The organism is Brevibacterium sp. FME17, from assembly GCF_014897515.1.
Taxonomy (GTDB): Bacteria; Actinomycetota; Actinomycetes; order Actinomycetales; family Brevibacteriaceae; genus Brevibacterium.
In genome coordinates this window covers 177122-195402 of record NZ_JABUYD010000002.1, presented here as the reverse complement: position 1 = coordinate 195402, position 18281 = coordinate 177122, and the positions used below count along the sequence as shown (strand labels likewise).

General features: G+C 60.9%; 14 protein-coding genes. 11 read left to right on the top strand and 3 right to left on the bottom strand.

The features are described from left to right. Positions 1–65: 65 nt before the first annotated feature. Positions 66–1379, bottom strand: a complete 1314-nt coding sequence (locus INT40_RS02810) for an SLC13 family permease (protein ID WP_193095438.1) — start codon at positions 1377–1379, stop codon at positions 66–68. Between the two features lie 359 nt (positions 1380–1738). Here INT40_RS02810 and INT40_RS02805 point away from each other — a divergent pair, with 359 nt between their 5' ends. The 6 genes from INT40_RS02805 to INT40_RS02780 all read left to right on the top strand — a co-directional run bounded on the left by INT40_RS02805 (position 1739) and on the right by INT40_RS02780 (position 9826). Continuing rightward, complete coding sequence (locus tag INT40_RS02805) at positions 1739–2206, top strand: YybH family protein (protein ID WP_193095437.1); 468 nt, start codon at positions 1739–1741, stop codon at positions 2204–2206. Continuing rightward, positions 2203–3573, top strand: a complete 1371-nt coding sequence (locus INT40_RS02800) for a purine-cytosine permease family protein (protein ID WP_319021918.1) — start codon at positions 2203–2205, stop codon at positions 3571–3573. The genes INT40_RS02805 and INT40_RS02800 overlap by 4 nt, the downstream gene beginning before the upstream one ends. Positions 3574–3804: 231 nt before the next feature. Further along, positions 3805–6156, top strand: coding sequence for an HNH endonuclease signature motif containing protein (locus tag INT40_RS02795; protein ID WP_193095436.1), 2352 nt, complete (start codon positions 3805–3807; stop codon positions 6154–6156). A gap of 212 nt (positions 6157–6368) precedes the next feature. After that, positions 6369–7823, top strand: coding sequence for a sensor histidine kinase (locus INT40_RS02790; RefSeq protein ID WP_193095435.1), 1455 nt, complete (start codon positions 6369–6371; stop codon positions 7821–7823). Further along, a complete protein-coding gene (locus INT40_RS02785; RefSeq protein WP_193095434.1) occupies positions 7820–8587 on the top strand; it encodes a response regulator transcription factor in 768 nt (255 codons plus the stop codon). The genes INT40_RS02790 and INT40_RS02785 overlap by 4 nt, the downstream gene beginning before the upstream one ends. An 87-nt stretch (positions 8588–8674) precedes the next feature. After that, positions 8675–9826 (top strand): fatty acid desaturase family protein, encoded by a 1152-nt coding sequence (locus INT40_RS02780; RefSeq protein ID WP_226830668.1) that lies wholly within the window; start codon positions 8675–8677, stop codon positions 9824–9826. Between the two features lie 149 nt (positions 9827–9975). Here INT40_RS02780 and INT40_RS02775 read toward each other — a convergent pair whose 3' ends face one another. Together INT40_RS02775 and INT40_RS02770 are read right to left on the bottom strand one after the other, a co-directional pair. Beyond that, positions 9976–10803, bottom strand: coding sequence for a hydrolase (locus tag INT40_RS02775; RefSeq protein WP_193095433.1), 828 nt, complete (start codon positions 10801–10803; stop codon positions 9976–9978). Between the two features lie 129 nt (positions 10804–10932). Then, positions 10933–12141 (bottom strand): ABC transporter permease, encoded by a 1209-nt coding sequence (locus tag INT40_RS02770; protein WP_193095432.1) that lies wholly within the window; start codon positions 12139–12141, stop codon positions 10933–10935. 122 nt (positions 12142–12263) lie between these two features. Between INT40_RS02770 and INT40_RS02765 the strand changes: the two genes are divergently transcribed. From INT40_RS02765 to INT40_RS02745, 5 genes are all read left to right on the top strand, one after another. After that, on the top strand, positions 12264–12833 hold the full coding sequence (locus INT40_RS02765; RefSeq protein WP_193095431.1) for a TetR/AcrR family transcriptional regulator: 570 nt from the start codon (positions 12264–12266) through the stop codon (positions 12831–12833). A 144-nt stretch (positions 12834–12977) separates the two neighbouring features. Further along, the gene (locus INT40_RS02760; protein ID WP_101569737.1) at positions 12978–13574 is read left to right on the top strand and encodes a TetR/AcrR family transcriptional regulator; all 597 of its coding nucleotides are present in this window, start codon (positions 12978–12980) and stop codon (positions 13572–13574) included. Between the two features lie 277 nt (positions 13575–13851). After that, positions 13852–15234, top strand: a complete 1383-nt coding sequence (locus tag INT40_RS02755) for an MFS transporter (RefSeq protein WP_193095430.1) — start codon at positions 13852–13854, stop codon at positions 15232–15234. A 61-nt stretch (positions 15235–15295) separates the two neighbouring features. Further along, positions 15296–16597 carry a metal-dependent hydrolase family protein gene (locus tag INT40_RS02750; RefSeq protein ID WP_193095429.1) on the top strand — a complete coding sequence of 434 codons (1302 nt, stop codon included), beginning with the start codon at positions 15296–15298 and terminating at the stop codon, positions 16595–16597. Between the two features lie 10 nt (positions 16598–16607). Then, on the top strand, positions 16608–18269 hold the full coding sequence (locus tag INT40_RS02745) for an amidase (protein WP_193095428.1): 1662 nt from the start codon (positions 16608–16610) through the stop codon (positions 18267–18269). Positions 18270–18281: the final 12 nt, after the last annotated feature.

Here is an 18281-nt window from a genome sequence, read left to right as displayed (position 1 = left end):
ACCGTGGGGCGTCAGCGAGGTGGGTTGAGGAGGCTGGCAAGACGGACACGCTCGAGAGAGACTTCTCATTTCATCAGCATTGTCGGCACAGCGGCCACCACCCAGGCCAGTCCGGGACCGATCAGGCACATGAGGCCCGCGTAGCCGATCATCTGTTTGTAGTAGCGATCACGGATCGTCGAGTCAACATTGGCCAGCAGCATTGCTCCGTTGGTCGAGAAGGGGCTGATGTCGACGATGGTTGCCGCAATCGCCAAAGCTGCGACGAAACCGCCCACATGCACGTCCCCCGATTCGAGGAATGGCACGGCCAAGGTGATCACGACGCCGATGATCGCCAGCGATGAGGCCAGCGCAGAGATGAGGCCCGACATGTAGAAGAGCAGGAGGGCAGCCAGCAGAGGAATTCCGATCGCCGAGATCCCCGTGGAAACCCACTCAACTGTGCCTGCTTCCTGGAGCACAGCGATATAGGTGAGGACACCAGTGATGAGAATGACGACTGACCATGACACTTTCGTCATCGCAGCCTTACCCGCGGCTGGGTTGATGAAGGTGAGGACGACGGCGATCGTAATCGTCACGATCCCGACGTCCCAGCCGAAGATCAGTACGGACAGTGCCATGGCGATGAGTCCGATCAGGGTCGGAACCTGGCTCAGCGTCAACCTTATGGTGCTTGTTGCGACGGCGGAGTTTCCGGTCCCCGAACTTCCTGTTTCAGAACTCTCGATATCGGAACTCGCATTTCTGGCGGGCGGGGCGTCGTCCACCTCGGCGCGCAATCCGGGTCGACGACGGAGGACAACGTAGACGACGAGAGCGAAGACCACGTTGAAGATCAGCGGCGCCAAGAACAGTGACACTGGAGTCGGAGCCAGGCCGTTCCTGGCGAGGTAGTCGTTGATGAAGATGCCGTAGACGCTGATGGGGGAGAAGGCCCCCGCCAGCGCGCCGTGGACGACGAGGAGACCGACCATGAACTGGTTGATCCGATGCTTGCGTGCGAATGACAACGCCAGCGGCGCGATGATGGCGACGGCGAAGAGCGCACCCAGGGAGATGAGGATCGCGGTGAGCGCGAAGAAGATCCACGGCATGAGCGCAGTCCGACCGCCGACGAGCTTGACGCACCAGTTGACGATGACCTCAATGACCCCGTTGTTCTGGGCGAAGCCGAACAGATAGGTCAGACCCACAAGCGTGAGGAAGAGGTCGACGGGGAAGCCGGCGAGGAACTCCTCTGGGGCCTGGTGGAGGACGAGACCGCCGACTCCTGCCGCTGCGACGAAGCCCAGCAATCCCATGTTGATGTCACGCCAAGTGCCGATGACGAACATCAGGCCGAGGACGATCACGCAGATCAGTTCCGCACTCATGGAAGCAGTGTCTCCTTCATCTTCACTATGACGATCATCGACGCACGGTTGCGGCGGGAGCTGCGGATGCAGCCGCACGTCACACGCTCTTCAACCTAAGCGAAATCTCAATTGCTGACAGCGCTATCTCGCAATGCAGGCAGTGGCTTGGGCGTGGAGTGCGCCGCTGCGGGTGGTCGGTGGCGCTGTCCGCAGTGGATGGTCAATTCCAAAATCACTCCACTGCGTACAGTGTGTTGGGTCACCAAATTACTAGAGTTTCACTCGGCCCATCAGCTCTGCCTGCGGCTGGCTGTGAGAACCTGCGACCGCCTGCGAGAACCTGCGAGAACCTGCGACAAAGAAAGTTGACGATCGTCATGCCCAACGATGTGAATGAACCCAGCCACGCCGAGGTGCTTCGCGCCGCCGACGCCATCGTCGCCGCCTTTGCGACGACCGATGCGAAGGCCTACTTCGCAGCATTTGCCCCAGACGCCACATTCATCTTCCACCCCGAGGACAACCGCTTGGACTCACGTGCGGAGTACGAGGGGACCTGGGACTCATGGATAGCCGACGGATGGTCCGTAGCCGACTGCGTCTCCTCAGCCAGGCTCGTGCAGACCTTCCCGGGCGGAGCGGTCTTCTCTCATACCGTCGATACGACGGTGACGACGAGGGAGGGCGCAGAATCGTATCGGGAACGTGAGAGCATCATCTTCCGCCACCTCGGCGACGGAAATCTCCTGGCGATACACGAACACCTGTCGACCGTCCCCGACGCTGTGCCTGCGGATGAGTCTGCTGATGCAGAACCCAACGTCGCCGAGGTGGTCGCCCAGTGAACTGGTACCGCAGCCTCGAGTCGCGCTTGGAATCCGGAAGCGACGATTCCGGAGTCATCCGCGGGCACTTGGGCACCAGACGAATGTTCATGATCTGGTTGGCCGCCAACCTCGTCGTGACAACCATGCTCACCGGCACACTCTTCGTCCCGGGCATCGACTACGTCACCGCCGTCATCGTCATCGTCGCGGGTACGATCATCGGCACAATCGTGCTCACTCTGATCGGGAACATCGGCACCCGCACCGGGCTGGCCACCATGGCGATCACCAGGGGAGCATTCGGCCCCAAGGGCAGCTATCTGCCCGTCGCAGCCAACGTCGTCATCCTCATGGGCTGGAGCTGGGTCCAAGCCATGCTCGCCGGCATCAGCGTCAACTTCGTCGTCGCGCAGACGACCGGATTCTCCAACCCGATCCTCTTCTCCGTTCTGTGCCAGGCTCTGGTCGTCGGGCTTGCCATCCTCGGGCATGAGGGCATTGAGAAGGCCGAACCTTGGTTCGCGCTCCTTATCCTGGCGGTCATGGCCTATGTCTTCGTCATCGCCTTCAGCGGGCACTCACCGAGCGAATACACTGCGGTTCAGGCCGATCCCAGTCTGGAATTCACCCCGGTGCTCGCTCTCGACATCGTCATCTCGACTGCGATCTCGTGGACTGTGCTCTCTGGTGACCTCAACCGCCTGGCCAAGAGTCAGAAGTCAGGGATCATCGGTTCCGGCCTCGGCTATATCGCCTCCACGGTGCTTGCTATGGTCCTCGGTCTCACCGCCTTCAGCTATATCCTCCTCGACGGCGCAGGCGCGGCTCTCTTCGACCCGACTGCGCTGGCCGCGGAATTCGGGTGGGCGTTGGCGATCGTCATCTTCCTGTCCGTGATGGCGACGAACACGATGGTTGTCTATGGGATGGTCAACTCAGTCGTCGGCGCGCAGCGGCGGACGAAGCTGAAGTTCCTGCCAGTGGCATTGGTGCTCGGGATCGTCTCGATTCTCGGGTCGACCTGGCTGGCCCTGCTCGACCAGTACACCGACTTCCTCACAATGATCGGGGCCTTCTTCGTTCCCGTGTTCGCGATCCTCATCGTCGACTACTACATCATCAAGAGTCGGACCTATACGAGGGATATCTTGAGTGACGCCGGCGGAATCTACGCTTATACACGTGGCGTCAACTGGGCCGCAGTTGCTGTGTGGGTTATTGGTGCGCTTGTGTCCTACCTGTTCACCTATGCTTTCCTGAGTCCGATTGGAGCGACTATTCCATCGTTCCTCGCCTCGTTCCTGTTGTATCTGGGGCTCTCCTGGCGTTCGCGCCACCGATTCGCCGAGGTTGCCGGCGGGCATCTGTCCGAATTCCGCAAGTGAGTTGTCCGGGCCCCAGCCGCCGTGTGAAGGATCGCGTGTCAGTGCCGTCTGAGAGCATGAATCAACGAACTGATCTGGGCGTGATTAAAGCGTCATAGAGTGAATCAGAAGTTTTTTTTGAAAAGGTATATACAATTAACATTCGAATAACCTAGAATGTAATTAGCAGTTGACTCAATCTATGTTCTACTCACTCCTCCCGACGATGACGTACGAGGCAGGTGACACACAATGAAAAACACATCCGCAACCCACAATGAGAAGCATCGCGAAGGCAACGGAAAGGCCGACCCCGCTGGCGCAGACGTCGGCACGGGTAAAGACGACAGTGTGTCTCCTCGCTACAGCGTTCGATACGAATCCAGCGTCACCGATCTCGGGAGCGCATCTGCAGAGTACGACCAAGCTCAGCTGAAGGTTTATAAGGTCAGCTCTGGAGTCATTCTCGAACAGGTCATTCAGCACTACGGCACCGATGTTCCCGCGGGGGACGACCCGTACACGTTCACCACGATCGCCGGTTCGGTCGATCGCTGCAAAAAGTCCTCCAACGAAGAGCACGTTCGGGATGCCGATCGGCGAACGACCGTGAGCGATCTTGCGTGGACTTCGGCACCGCCGGACGAATTCGAAAGCTACCGAGGCTGTACTGATCTCGTGATGGTCGGCGACACACCGACGACGGTGATGCACTACGACGCCGAATTTGCGCGGAGTGTCCGATCACCCGAGGTTGAACCTGAGCCCGAAATCGTCGAATCTCCAGACTTTCCCGGCTTCAAACCTGACACCGATTTCTCCAGGTGGGTTCACGACAATGTGTTCACCGAGGACATTGTCGAGATCTCCGCGGTCTTCGGAACTTCCACGCCGCGCACCTACCGTCGCCTGACCGCGGCCATGACGGTCATTCACGGACTCCCACGATTCGCCGACCGCGTCCGAGACGGCGAATTCACCCAAGCTCACGTGGATGCGGCCGCCGATCTATGCCAAACGGTTGCCATGCGGTTTCTGCCCAGGTTGGATGAGCATCTCGCAGTCAGGAGGGCCGATGTGACGAGCGAGTACTTCCGCACCGCACTGCGCAAGAAGATCCAGCTTCTCGAACCAGCAGAAGACCGTGCCGAAACAGTCGCGCGTCGTCGCCGAGTAGATGTCGACACTTTCAAGGATGGAACCGCATGCATGTCGATAACGGGCCCTGCAGCTGAGGTTCATGCCAGCTTTCAGCGCATCCAAGCCATGGCACGAGCGATCCATGCAGGACAGGCCAACACTTTCAACCTGGCACCTGGTGTCGAAGTCATCGACGAGCGCACCATCAGCAACCTCATGTTCGACATTGTCACCCGCCCACAGCCGAAACTCAGCATCAAGGTGAAACGGATCGACCCGGTGACGGGCATTCAGGGCACTTCCGAATCATCACTTCTTGACGACAGCGGGAGTCCGTTGTTTGACTACGACGGCCAAGGAGTTAGCGGGCTAACTGACTGTGTCAAAGACGCGGCAACACCACCTGCGAGTGGAAGAGCCTTCGCCCCGGGTTTGCCTCGGCAAGAAGAAGTCACAGAATATGACATAACCGTCGGCATGCCCACCGACCAGTGGTGGATGGCGAATCAAGCCGCAGTCGTGGTCACGGTTCCGTATCTGACGCTGACCGGTGTATCGGAACTGCCTGGAACAATGGCCGATGGTTCGCCAGTGCCGGCGGAGACCGCACGACGCATTGGGGCCCGTTCGAAAACGCTGACGAGAATACTGACCGATCCAGCCACAGGCACACCAATCGACGCAAAAGCCACCACCTACAGGATTCCAAGCGATGTTCGGAAAACACTCGTCGCCAAGTGGGCGATCTGCACGGTACCTGGGTGCAACCGAAGGGCAGAGAACTCAGAGATCGATCACATTATTCCGTTCGACCATGACCATCCCGACCAGGGCGGACTCACTCGCTTCAGCAACTTGCATCCACTGTGCAAAAAACACCATGCGGTGAAGACTGCCCGAAGCTACTCGGTGCGGATGCCGCAATCTGGCCTGGTCGAATACGAGTTCTCTCACGGCGTGACGGCAACAGTTGCGGCACCCGATCAGCCCGTCGACGCAGCTCAAGCCCTCGAGTTCTATGCACTGACTGAGATCGGTTTGAAAAAGTGGTGGCTCCCAACGGAAATGGTTCCTCCGCCGCCGTATATTTTGGAGCTCATGCCCGGGGAGACCACGATTCGAAAACGTGAGGATGCGAGGCAGCGTGAACAAGAACGTGCCGACCACCGCCGACGTTTGCAGAAGGACTATGATCTGACGAAGGTCAGACGCCGACAACTGATGGTCGATCGCATGTTGGATTGGGACAATGCAGCATTCCAACCCTGCCTGCCACCGGGGTCGAACTCTGTAACTATGAAGCGACTTCCGCGGGGCCGTCGCAGAGGTTACCCAAGCTCCAGGGCGAAGAAGAGACTAGATGGCTGGTCTTCGAAGGCCGAATACATGCGTATGAGCAGAGAGTGGCAGGCTGCGCGCGTGCAATGGGAACACGACCTCGCGAAAGACCCTCCACCATTCTGAACGTCACTGATTCGGACTGACTGGCTGGCAGAAGCGAGGGACCACCTCGGCGGTCTCTGGCTTCTGCTGTGTCATTGGACGAATAGAAATAGGACCGGCTCGGAACTCTCACGGGACGCATAGCCGTGTTTGCTAGTGTCGCACTGACAAAGTGTGCCAGGTGATTCGACCTATCGGGTCGGCTCGCGGCCGCAGAAGGAGAACCGGAATTCGTGCTGCTCAGTAAGCTGTTCGACAGATTCCTGCCACCGGACCGCAGATTCAACCCTGAGGCGCTGGCCTGGGTGGCGGTGATCTTCACTGCTATCGTGATGCTCGCCGTCGAGTCCTCAATCGCGGTCGGGGTCCATGAAGCCCCCGTTGCGCTGGCATTCATCGTCACCGTGATCCACGCGGGGTCGATGCCGCTGTCGATGTTGCGCCCACTCTTCGGTGCGATCCTCTCGGTCATCGCGTGCGGTGTCCTGCCGTTGCTTGGCCCTTACCTTTCGGGTGCTCCCTGGCCATGGATGGTCCCGATGATGATCACGCAGATCCTCATCATTCTCATCGTCGGACTCCGCGCCCATTGGGGTGTGGCGTTGGCCGCGCTGCTGGCGAGCATCGCGATCTCTGCTGCGGCCGCCGTCTTCGGCCATATTCAGTACCCCGAAAGCGGGTCGGATTCCTCGATCGTCAATATCGTGGTGTTCTCCTGCATCGCGGGTGGATTCTATGTGGCCGCAGTCATCGTTCAGCAGTGGCATCTGATCCGGTCACAGCTGTTGCAGGAACAGGAGAACACCGCCGAGGAGCATTCGAAGCGTGTCGTGGTCGAGGAGAAGACGCGGATTGCCCGCGAACTGCACGATATCGTCGCCCACAGCATGTCGATTATCAACATCCAGGCTTCGAGTGCACCATTCCGCCACCCCAGCATCGATTCGGACGTGGTGAAGGAGTTCGAGGACATCTCCGTGTCTGCACGCCATGCTCTCACCGAGATGCGCGGACTGTTGGGCGTGCTGCGCAATGACGATGCGGGCCAACAGCTTGCCCCGCAGCCGAAGTTCTCTGAGGTGGAAGGCCTGGTGAACAAGGCGCAGCAGGCCGGTGTCAACGTCACTATGGAACGCAGCGGGGGACCGCTTGATCGCAGCTTGCGCGACAGCACCGGGCTTGCCGGGTACCGCATCGTTCAGGAAGCGCTGAGCAACGCCATCCGTCACGCCACCGATTCCCACATTCACATCATGATCGACAGCGGCGGCACCGCACTGTGGATCAACGTCGTCAACACTGCCGGGAACGGCACTTCGGAGGTGACGAAGAACGAGCTCCACCGTCATCAGGGACTGATCGGGATGCGAGAACGCGCCGCCTCGGTCGGAGGCGAGCTGCGAACCGGTTGGAACCGCGATGGCGGTTTCGAAGTCGAAGCGGTGCTGCCGTTGGCTGTGGCCGATTCGCGCAAAGATAACTCAGCTAAAAACGACTCGGGAAAGAGCACGTCGCTTAAGACTGACTCAGATAAGACGGGCTCAGACAAGACGGGCTCACACACAAATGCGGGTGCGGACAGCAGAAACGCAGGTGCAGACACCTCAGACACAGGTGCAGACAGCACGGGCACCGGCATAGACGAGGCATCAGTTCAATCGCAGGGCGACGAGAGGAGCAACGCGTGATTCGCATCGTGATTGCTGATGATCATGCAATGGTTCGAGCAGGCTTTGCCGCGCTGCTCGACGTTCACCCCGACATCGAAGTCGTGGGCCAGGCGCAGGACGGCGTCGAATGCGTCAGCCTCGTCGCCGAGCTGAAACCCGACATCGTCCTCATGGATGTGCGCATGCCAGAACTCGACGGCATCGAAGCCACCCGGGAGATCCTCACCTCCGGAACCCGGCGGGCCGCTCGACAGAATGATCGGGTGCCTGTGGGACCGCAGACTGCCGATTCCCGAAGGTCGAAGTCGACATTGAGCACGATGGGTACAAGCACCATCGACGACGATGTTCCGCGCATCATCATGCTTACGACCTTCGACATCGATGACTATGTCTTCGATGCGATCCGCGCCGGTGCCAGCGGCTTCCTCCTCAAGGATGCTCCACCCAGTGAACTCGCCGAGGCGGTGCGGGTGGTGGCATCGGGCGACGGGTTGTTGGCCCCGAGCGTGACCCGCCGCGTCATCGAACACTTCGCCGCAGGACCTCAGGTATCAAACGCGGCCGCACTGCCGGATCTCACCGACCGCGAACGGGAGATCCTGGTGTTGGTGGCCCGCGGTGAGACCAATACGGAAATCGCTGCCTCACTCTTCATCGCCGTACAGACCGTGAAAACCCACATGTCGCGGATTCTCTATAAACTCGACGCTCGAGACCGCGCCCAAGCGGTCATCGCCGCTTACGAATCGGGACTCGTTGTGCCCGGCGCGCAAGTCTGATGACACAACCCCCTACCTGGGTAGGGGGTGAAATACGGTGCTCTGGGGTGACGCCAAAGCGATGGTCGCCCTCGTACTGTAAGTAATATGGAACCAGTAGATGTCGTGAATAGGTCGCTGTCGACACCCACCCTTGGGAAAGAGTCAAGGGCCGAGGTGCTCGAACGAAGGCGCGCCAACCGCGGCACCGACAAACAGGAATTCACCAGCGACTTCAGTGCGCTGATGGCCCAGGTGAAAGAGGCCGGCCTGCTGGCACGTCGCCCCGGGTGGAACACCCTGCGCTTCGTCCTCTTGGGACTCTCCTATGTCGTCGCATTCGCGATGCTCTTCCTAATCGGCGAAAGCTGGTGGCAGATGGCCACAGCAGTCGTCTTCGGAATCCTCTTCACCCAGACCGCATATGTCGCCCACGACGCGGCACACCGTCAGATCTTCACCAATGGCAAGGTCGGCGAGTGGGTCTCCACGATCGTCGGCAACCTATTCATCGGCCTCAGCTATGGCTGGTGGCTGAAGAAGCACAACGCACTCCACCACGCCAACCCGAACAAGGCTGGCGTCGACGGTGACATCGCCCCGGGCGCCCTGATCTTCGACCCTGAAGACGCTCACGGACTCACCGGACTTCGGAAATGGCTCGCCGCGCACCAAGGGTGGTTCTTCTTCCCTCTGCTCACACTGGCTGGTCTGCAGCTGCACGTGAACTCGGTCAAGGCGATCATCGTGGGTCAGTCTTCGATCAAGCGCCGTTTGATCGAAGGCATCTTCATCGGAATCCGGCTCATCGGCTTCCCTCTCATCGCCATCTGGGCCGCCGGGCCCCTCATCGGCATTGTGTTCACGATCGTCCAGGTCATGGTCTTCGGTCTGCACATGGGCGGCTCGTTTGCGCCCAACCACAAGGGGCAGCCGATCGTTCCCAAGGACGTGAAGATCGACTTCCTGCGCCGCCAGACATTGATGTCACGCAATATCTCGGGAGGGCGTCCGATGGGCTTCCTCATGGGTGGACTGAACTATCAGATCGAACACCACTTGTTCCCCAGCATGCCCAGCGTCAACCTGCACAAGGTTCAGCCGATGGTCCGCGAATACTGCGCCCAGAAGGACATCAAGTACACAGAGACGACGCTCTTCGAATCATTCGGCATCATCGTCCGCTACCTCAACCGGGCCGGACTGGGTCAGGCCGACCCCTTCGACTGCCCAGTCACAGCACAGTTCCGCTCACGCTGATTCCACGCTAGGTCAGTCACAGCGAACGAACCGACCAGCGGATCCTACAGGCGTACCCCCACTGCCCACCTCGGTGGTGGGGGTTTTCTGCCTCATACATGAGACTCAAGTACGCGGGTCCGGTCAGATGGTCAGGTCAGGTGGTCGTGTCAGGTCAGGTGGTCGTGAACTCCTGAGACCCACTCGGCGTAGCGTTCGGCTGAGGTTGCCACTGCCTCTTTGGCTCCGGTTGAGATCATCTGTCCGAAGTTGCCGTACATGCGATCGAAGTCGAGGTCGGTCACCGAAGCGGCGATGGCTCTGACAGCTCGTGCCGATAGCGGCAGATAGTTGGGGAAGCTGCGCATGAACGTTACCCAGCCCGACCGGGCGACCGGTGCGATCGAGTCTCCGCTGAGCATGACACCGCGGCCGTCCTGGCCGGTCCACATGGCCACAGCACTACCTGGGAAGTGGCCACCCGTGCGCTGCAGGCGGACCCCGGGAACGGGTTCCGCGACGTGATAGTAAAGCCAGATGTTGGGTCCCTCACGCTGGACCCAGTCGGCATCTGCACGGCAGACGAAGATCGGGGCATCGTCGAAGGCTGCGCTCCACTCGAGCTGCAGGCCGAACATGTGGGGGTGGCTGGCTGCGATAGCCTGAACGCCGCCGAGGTCTGATACTGCGGCGATGACGTCTTCGTCGATATATGGCGGGACGTCGAAGAGGACATTGCCGTGCTCGGACTGCGTCAGATAGCACGTCTGCCCGATGCCCAGTTTCGGTTCCACGCGCAGAGCGTAGAGACCGGGTTCTCGCTCGACGATGGAGACGCTGTGGTATTCGGATACTAATTCTTCTCGCGTCGTCCAGTCCTGACCAGCCGAGGGCAGCCACTGGCGCTCATCTGCACAGATCGGACACACGTCCGGGGGAGGCGTGCACGTCTCGACACCGCACGTACGGCAGATTGTCACGTTCGTCAGTGCTGTCATCGGGGTGTACCTCCTGCACCCGAGGATAGTCCTCGAGTGCAGGTGGGGCCAGGTACCCGATGATTGGTGTGGCGCGACCTGCCTTCATCGGCTTCTCACCGCTGGAGGAGTTCTGGCAGATCAGGCAGCTCAGCTCACGGCAACGCGCTTCCTCGAATGAGCCTTGAGGTGACCGACGAGAATGAGGACGATGCCTAAGACGAACCATCCGATGAGCACACACCACTGCATCGCCATGGGTGCGTCCGGGAAGTAGGAGAGGTCGCGCAACAGCGTGCCCGAGGCGCCCGGGACCAGGAACTGTCCGATGTCGCCCCAAGCCCCTGCGAGGAACTCCTTCGGTGCCTGGAGAGAAGCGATCGGGTTGCCGATGAACATCGTGAGCACAGCGCCGATCGCAATGCCGCCGGGGCCTATCAGCGAGACGAAGCCGTTGATGAGTGCCGCTGTCGCCGCTACAGCAAGGCCGGCCGCCAGTACGTTGAGCCCGAAATTGCCCTGCAGAATGCCGAACCACGATTGCAGGACGAGAGTCAGTGCGAGTCCGCCGATTGCGCCGTAGGCCACCACCGCGACGGCCCGCATGCGGCGGGAGTGGACGATCATGCTGGTCAGCACACCGCCGACAATTCCACCGATGGTCAGGGGCAGGCCGGCGATCGCGAGACCAGCACCGGTGGAGTCGTTGTCGTTGAGCGGCACGACGTCGGTGACCATGACCTGGGGTACTTCCATCGCCGAGGCGGCTGGGGCCTGTGCCTGATCACCTGGGTTTCCCTGTGGTCCGCCAGGACCTTGAGACGCAGCCATTGCCTTCTGCATCTTCTTCATTCCATCGTGCATGCCGGAGATCGCCTGCTTGTCGATCTTCTGCTGCATCTGGGTGGCGATCCCATTGAGCTGCTGGGCCACCGGTGGGGAGGCCGCGGTCGAAGTGAGAATCTCGGGTTTGTCGCCTAAGACGAATGCCCCGTAGACCTCACGCTCACGGATGAGCTGCTGCGCCTCGGCGCGAGAATCGACCTTCTTGAGATCGAGCATGCCATCGGGAGCGTTGGACACGACCTGATCAATCTGCTCCTGATCGCCGACGGCGGCAATCGGCAGATCTTTGGGTTCAGACGTGACCGTCGGCCAGCTGAACGCCAGCAGAATGATGGTGACGATGGCAGCAGCGAAGACAGCGGCGAGCAGAGCCTGCTTGATGCTGGGCTTGGGTGCCCTCTCATTGGCAGCGGCCGCTTCCTTATCGGTTTCGGCTGCGGCCTTGTTGGCCGTGCTCTCGGTGTCGTGGCCTTTCCCGGCGCCGTCCGAGGTGCTGAGGATTCTCGTCTGCATGCCTGTCCAATCATTGAAAACGAATACTCGTTCTTTTTACTCCTGCGGGTACGATATATCAAGAATGGTCATTCGTTTTTGGGGGATTGGTGCCGAAGGTCACGGACGAACACAGGGAAGCCATGCGCACGCGAATTCAGGATGCCGCGCTTACATGCTTCTTTCGCAAAGGCTTTGCCGGCGCTTCGATGGCCGACATCATCAAGGAGGCGGATCTCTCCGCAGGGGCCGTCTATGTCTACTATTCGTCCAAGGCTGAGCTCACGCTCGATGCCGGCAGGCGAATCATGGAGCAACGCGCAGCCGAACTTCAGGATTTCGGATCAGCAGGCGAGGTTCCACCACCGCAACAGGTCTTCCCGCAGCTTCTGAACACGATCCTCCACGACGCCCCATTCGCCCCACTGCTGTTGCAGGTGTGGGGAGAAGCAGCGCATTCCCCAGACTTCGCTAAGATCGCCGCGGAAATCTACAACGATCTCATCGAACGCTTCGCGGCATACCTGAGCGTGTACTACCAGCGGGGCGCAGGGCTGGCTGAAGGTGAGGCAGAGGCCAAGGCACACCAGATCGCCCCGGCGATCCTCGCTGTGATGCAGGGAGCCATCGTCCAGACCACGATCCTCGGGAATGAGTCACGAGGGCGGATCACGAGCGCGATCGAAGCACTCCTGACCGAGCTCGTGGACTGAGACTCGCTGGCTCGAAGCCCTGCTGGCTGACCTCGAGGGCTGACCTCGCGGACTGAAATGATCCACTCCGGCGCCTGTCTGTCTGCATATACGAAACGGAACGTACTGTTGCGCAAGTCACTGTGAGTGTGCCAAGATGCAGATATGACGCAAGCCACACCAAGGGGTCGACCGCTCGACGACGAGCTGACCGGACGGGTGCTCAACGAAGTGCGCGAGGCCCTCGACGCTGTGGGTTACGTCAATTTCAAAATTGAGAAGATCGCAGCGGCCGTCGGCTGCGGCAAAACTACGATCTATCGCCGCTGGCCGACTAAGGCCGAGCTCGCGGCGGCGGCAATCCTCGATGGAGTCGACCCCGGAGAAACTCCGGACACAGGCGACGTCGTTGAGGACCTGGTTGAGCATGCGTGGCAGCACCTCAGGAACTTCAAACAGGAGGGACAGCAGAAAGCGACACACAACCGTACTCTTCTGGCGATGTTCGACGCTGAGGTCATTCCACTGATCGAGGCTCGCTACATGAAGAAGCGTCACGAGATGGGTCGCGAAATCCTGGATCGTGCCGTTGCTCGTGGACAGTTGAGTGAAAGCCTCGATCAGGATCTCATCATCGACACCATCGCCGGTCTGACCTTGTTTCGTCTGTCGCTCAAGCCCGATGCCAGGGTCCACAGCGATGTCGAACTCAAGGACTCCTATCGACGACTGATCCGATCTTTAGTCGCATCGCCGGACTGACTGCCTGACGGGCTGACGTTCCCTCCTCTGCCCGAGCCTGTTTGTTGAACCTGGTTCGTGATCCGTAACCCGGTCATCGAGCCGCCATTTCTGCACCACACCTCGCACTACGATTCGCATCAATATCACTGGCGCCACAATCCGCGCTACCTCTTTGCCGAAACGCATACATATCTGCCAAAACAAAGACACGCTGACCGCATGGCACTGCCGCCATGTGGTCGACGGTCGAACCCGAAAGAAAGGAATCAGTGTGTCCACTCCTCCGACTTCACTGGTGAACAAGTCACAGAAACGTGTGCTGGCGGTCGTTGGCTTCCTCGTCTTCGTCGAATTCTCCAGCGGTTTCCTGCAGGGCTACTACGTACCTCTGTTGAACAATATCCGCGACCACCTCGGCGTCACCGATGCATCGATCGCCTGGTTCATCACCGTGCAGACGCTGGCCGCAGGTGTCTGCGTGCCGATTCTGGCCAAACTCGGCGACATCTTCGGCCACCGACGAATGCTGCGGATCGGAATCGTGTCCGTCCTTGTGGGCACCGTGCTCGTGGCGTTTGCTCCCAGCTTCCCCCTCGTCCTCGTGGGCCGCATCCTCTCCGGACCGCTGGCAGTCTGGCTGCCACTGGAACTGGCGATCGTCCATAACCAGATCCAAGGCGAGACCGCACGCCGAGCCATCGGCATGCTCATCTCCTCGCTGACCATCGGTGCTCTGGCCGGAACACTGTGCGCCGGATTCTTCTCCTCGTTTCTGGAATCACCGGCAGCCCGTCTCAGCGTGCCAGTCGTCATCGTGGCCGTTTCGGCCGTTCTCGTGTTCACAGTGATTCCCGAATCTACCGTCCGGACCTCACGAGCCATCGACTGGCCAGGGTTCATCCTCCTCGCTGTGTTCATGCTGGCGCTTCTGTCGGGAATCAGAATGCTCGGCGCGGAACCCGGTCTCGCCGTCGCAGTCCTTGTGATCGCGCTCGTGCTGATCGCGGTCTTCGTCTGGTGGGAACTGCGTTCCAAGACCCCAGCTCTCAACCTCCGGGTCCTCTTCTCCAACCGCCTCTGGCCCGTCTACCTGACCTCATTCCTCTTCGGCATCGTGCTGTTCGGAACCCAGAGCATCACCACGACTTTCCTCGCCGGCCAGCCGGATACTCTCGGATACGGGTTCGGCTTCAGCGCCGGACAGATCTCCCTCGTCACCGGCCTCAACATGCTGCTGGCCGCAGTGGGTGCGATTCTCTATTCCAGCATCGCCGCGAAGATCACGCTCAAAGGTGTCCTCATCCTCGGTACGATCAGCGTCGCCGTCGGACAGGTGATGCTCATCGTCGGGCACCTGGCGTTCCCCGTCGTGCTGGTGTCCATCGCTCTGTCGGGTCTGGGCGGAGGCCTCCTGCTGGGCGGCCTGCCCGCAGCCACCACCGAGGCATCGCCAGACGATGAGACCGGTATTGCCACCGGCGTGTACAACTCGGTGAAGACCCTGGGCGGTGCCATCGCGGGCGCAGTCTTCGCCTCGACATTGGGTCTCTTCCTTATCCCGGAAGCCGGAGCATCCAGCATCGGCGGCTACATCACCGTGTGGGTCATCTGCGCGGTCGCCACCGGAATCTGCCCAATCTTCCTCGCCATGATGCGATCACATCGCACCGCTGTGTGAACAATGATCAACAATGGCACCTGAAACGCTTGTTCTCCCGATGAAAGGATCATCACCACTCATGTCGACCGCCTACCTGCCCACCACGAACAGCGATTCCGAGCACATCCTCCTGCGCGGAGCCACCCTCATCGACGGAAACGGCGGCGACCCGCTCACCGACTCCGAGATCGAGGTCGAAGACGGACGCATCGTCTACGCCGGTGCCCAGCGCACCCAAGGGGCCGCCTCGGCGGGGGAGAGGCCTCGGATCATCGACCTGCAGGGCAAGACGATCATGCCCGGCTTCATCGACTCCCACGTGCACTTCGGACTCTCAATCGAGAACCAGATGGCGAACCTCGCCCGCTTCGCCTCGGAACGCATCGTGCGCAGCGCAGTCAATGCTCGGAACACGCTCATGGCCGGGGTCACCACGGCCCGCGACCTCGGCGGAACGGACCGCGGCGTGCGCGACAGCATCACACAGGGCCTGATCCTGGGGCCGCGGATCCACCTGGCCATCACACCGCTGTCGCCGACCGGTGGGCACACCGACTTCACGATGCCCAACGGCATATCGACCATGCCGGAGATGCCCATCAATCCGATCATCGACACCGATGACGATGTCCGCCGGACCATTCGCACACTCGTACGTTCGGGGGCAGACGTGATCAAGGTCTGTACCACCGGCGGCGTTTCGAGCCCTTCGGACACACCCGATGACATCGGAGTTCCCGAGGAGCACGTGCGGCTCATCGTCGAAGAGACAGCCAAACGTGCAGGTCAGCCCGTCGCCGCCCACGCTCAGGGGGCCGAAGGCATCAAGGCGGCCATCCGCGGCGGCGTCCGGTCCGTTGAGCACGGGTACGGCATCGACGACGAAGGAATCGATCTGATGCTCGAGCATGGAACGTTCCTTGTCCCGACGCTGAGCAGCGCACTGCGGGTCCCGGACCCGAAGAACGTCCCCGGCTACCTGTATGAGAAGAAGGTCAAATGGTCCGCGATCGCCCGTGAACGCGTGGCTGTGGCGATGTCGGCAGGTGTGAAGGTCGCGCTGGGCACCGACGCCGGCGTGTGCCCTCACGGACTCAACCTGCGCGAAGAGATGCATGCCGTCGAACTCGGCCTGACACCGATGCAGGCGATCGTGGCGGGCACGAAGAACGCGGCCGAACTGCTTCGCCTGTCGGCAGATGTGGGCACCCTCGAAGAGGGCAAGCTCGCCGACCTTGTCGTCGTCGACTTCGATCCGCTGGCCGATATCACCAAGTTGGCCGAACCCGACAACGTCAAGGCTGTTGTCCAGGGAGGCTCCCTGGTCAAGGACTCCGCCGGATGGTTCAACGCCGCAATCGCGGTCTCGGCACTGGGCTGACACGGTGACCATGCACGACCAGACGGGCACAGCAGACGACCAGACGGGAAAAACCGTCTCGGCGCGGGGAGGAGCGGGAGACATCATCCGGGCCTATCCTGACCTCACGGCACAGGTGGAAGCTGTGGCCTCTGGTGATATCAGTGCGGTGGAGCTGCTGCAGGATTCGCTTGCCCTCGCCGAGGAGGTGGGAAAGGACGCAGGTGTCTTCCTCTGCCGCTTCGACGAAGGGGCGATGGCAGCGGCCGAGGACGCCGACCGCTGGGGTGGGAGTTCGAATGCCGGAACCCGGCCTGGTGGCATGTTGGCCGGTGGCCCATTGTCCGGTGTGCCCGTGGGAATCAAACCGATGATCGCAGTCGCCGAAACAGCGACGACGGCGCAGAGTCAGGTCTTCGACCCGACATTTCACTCGGGCCAGGACGCTGAGGTGGTCGCTCGTCTGCGTGCAGCCGGTGCGGTCATCGAAGGAACGACGAGCATGGCCGAGCATGCCGCTGGTCGCCCGGACCCGGCGCTGAGCTTTCCGATTCCCCGGAACCCCTGGGATCTCAACCGGTGGCCCGGCGGCTCCAGCTGCGGAACGGCGATTGGAATCAGCCTGGGCATCTTCGCCGGAGGGCTGGGCACAGATACCTCGGGCAGCTGCCGCATCCCGGCGGCGTACTGCGGTATCACGGGACTTCGTCCAGCGCGTGGAACGGCGCTCATGGACGGCATTCTCCGGGCCAGTCCCACGCTCGATGTGGTCGGGCCGATGGGCAGGAGCGCCCGCGACTGCCGTCTCCTGCTCGACATCATGGGCGGCAGCGACACAGCAGCGGGGGAGAGCGCTGCTCAGCGCCACCGGCTGCGTGCCGGAGACCCGAACACGGTCAGGCGGGTCGGCGTTCCTTCACAGGTCCTCGAATCCGACCGTATCGCCTCGGCTGTGAGCACCGCTTTCTCCCGGGCACTGGTCGATCTCGTCGCCAGCGGTGTCGACGTCGAATACGTCGACCTGCCCATCATCGACGATCTCATCGCCACCACGATGGTCATCATGGTTCGTGAGATGTTCGAGGTTCATCGGCACACGCTGTGCACGCGGTGGGGTGACTATGGGCGATCCTTCAGGCGGCTGGCCGTGCTCGGAGCTGCCGTCCCCGATGTGGTCTATCACCGAGCATTGGATGCGGCAACGCCGCTGGGCGCTCGCCTCGACGAAGCACTGTCCGGCGTCGATGCCCTCGCTCTGCCGACGTGGCCAGACTCCGCACCACCCTATGTGTTCAAGGGCGGCACCCCGCAGGAGGAATGGAATCTCACCGCAGCGTTCTGCGCCACCGGGCACCCGTCCCTGGCGCTGCCGATGGGCTTCGACCAACGTGGGCTGCCACTGTCCCTGCAGCTGGTCGGTCCCCTCGACGTGCAGAACCCGCACCGGGGAAACTCGGTGATCCTCGACATCGGTGAAGCATTCCAGACCAAAACCGACCACCATCAGCATTTCGCACCCACCGATCCTCGTGCACGCGTGAATGCCATTCCCGATCCCGACGATGGAATTGCTGACGATGGTGGCGCGTTCGATCGTCTGCCTGAATCCCTCAAGAAATTGGACATCCCATTCGACGCAGCCGACATCGCCACACTGCACTCGCTGTCTCGTTTCATCGGCAGCCTGAGCTGATCCCCATTGGGT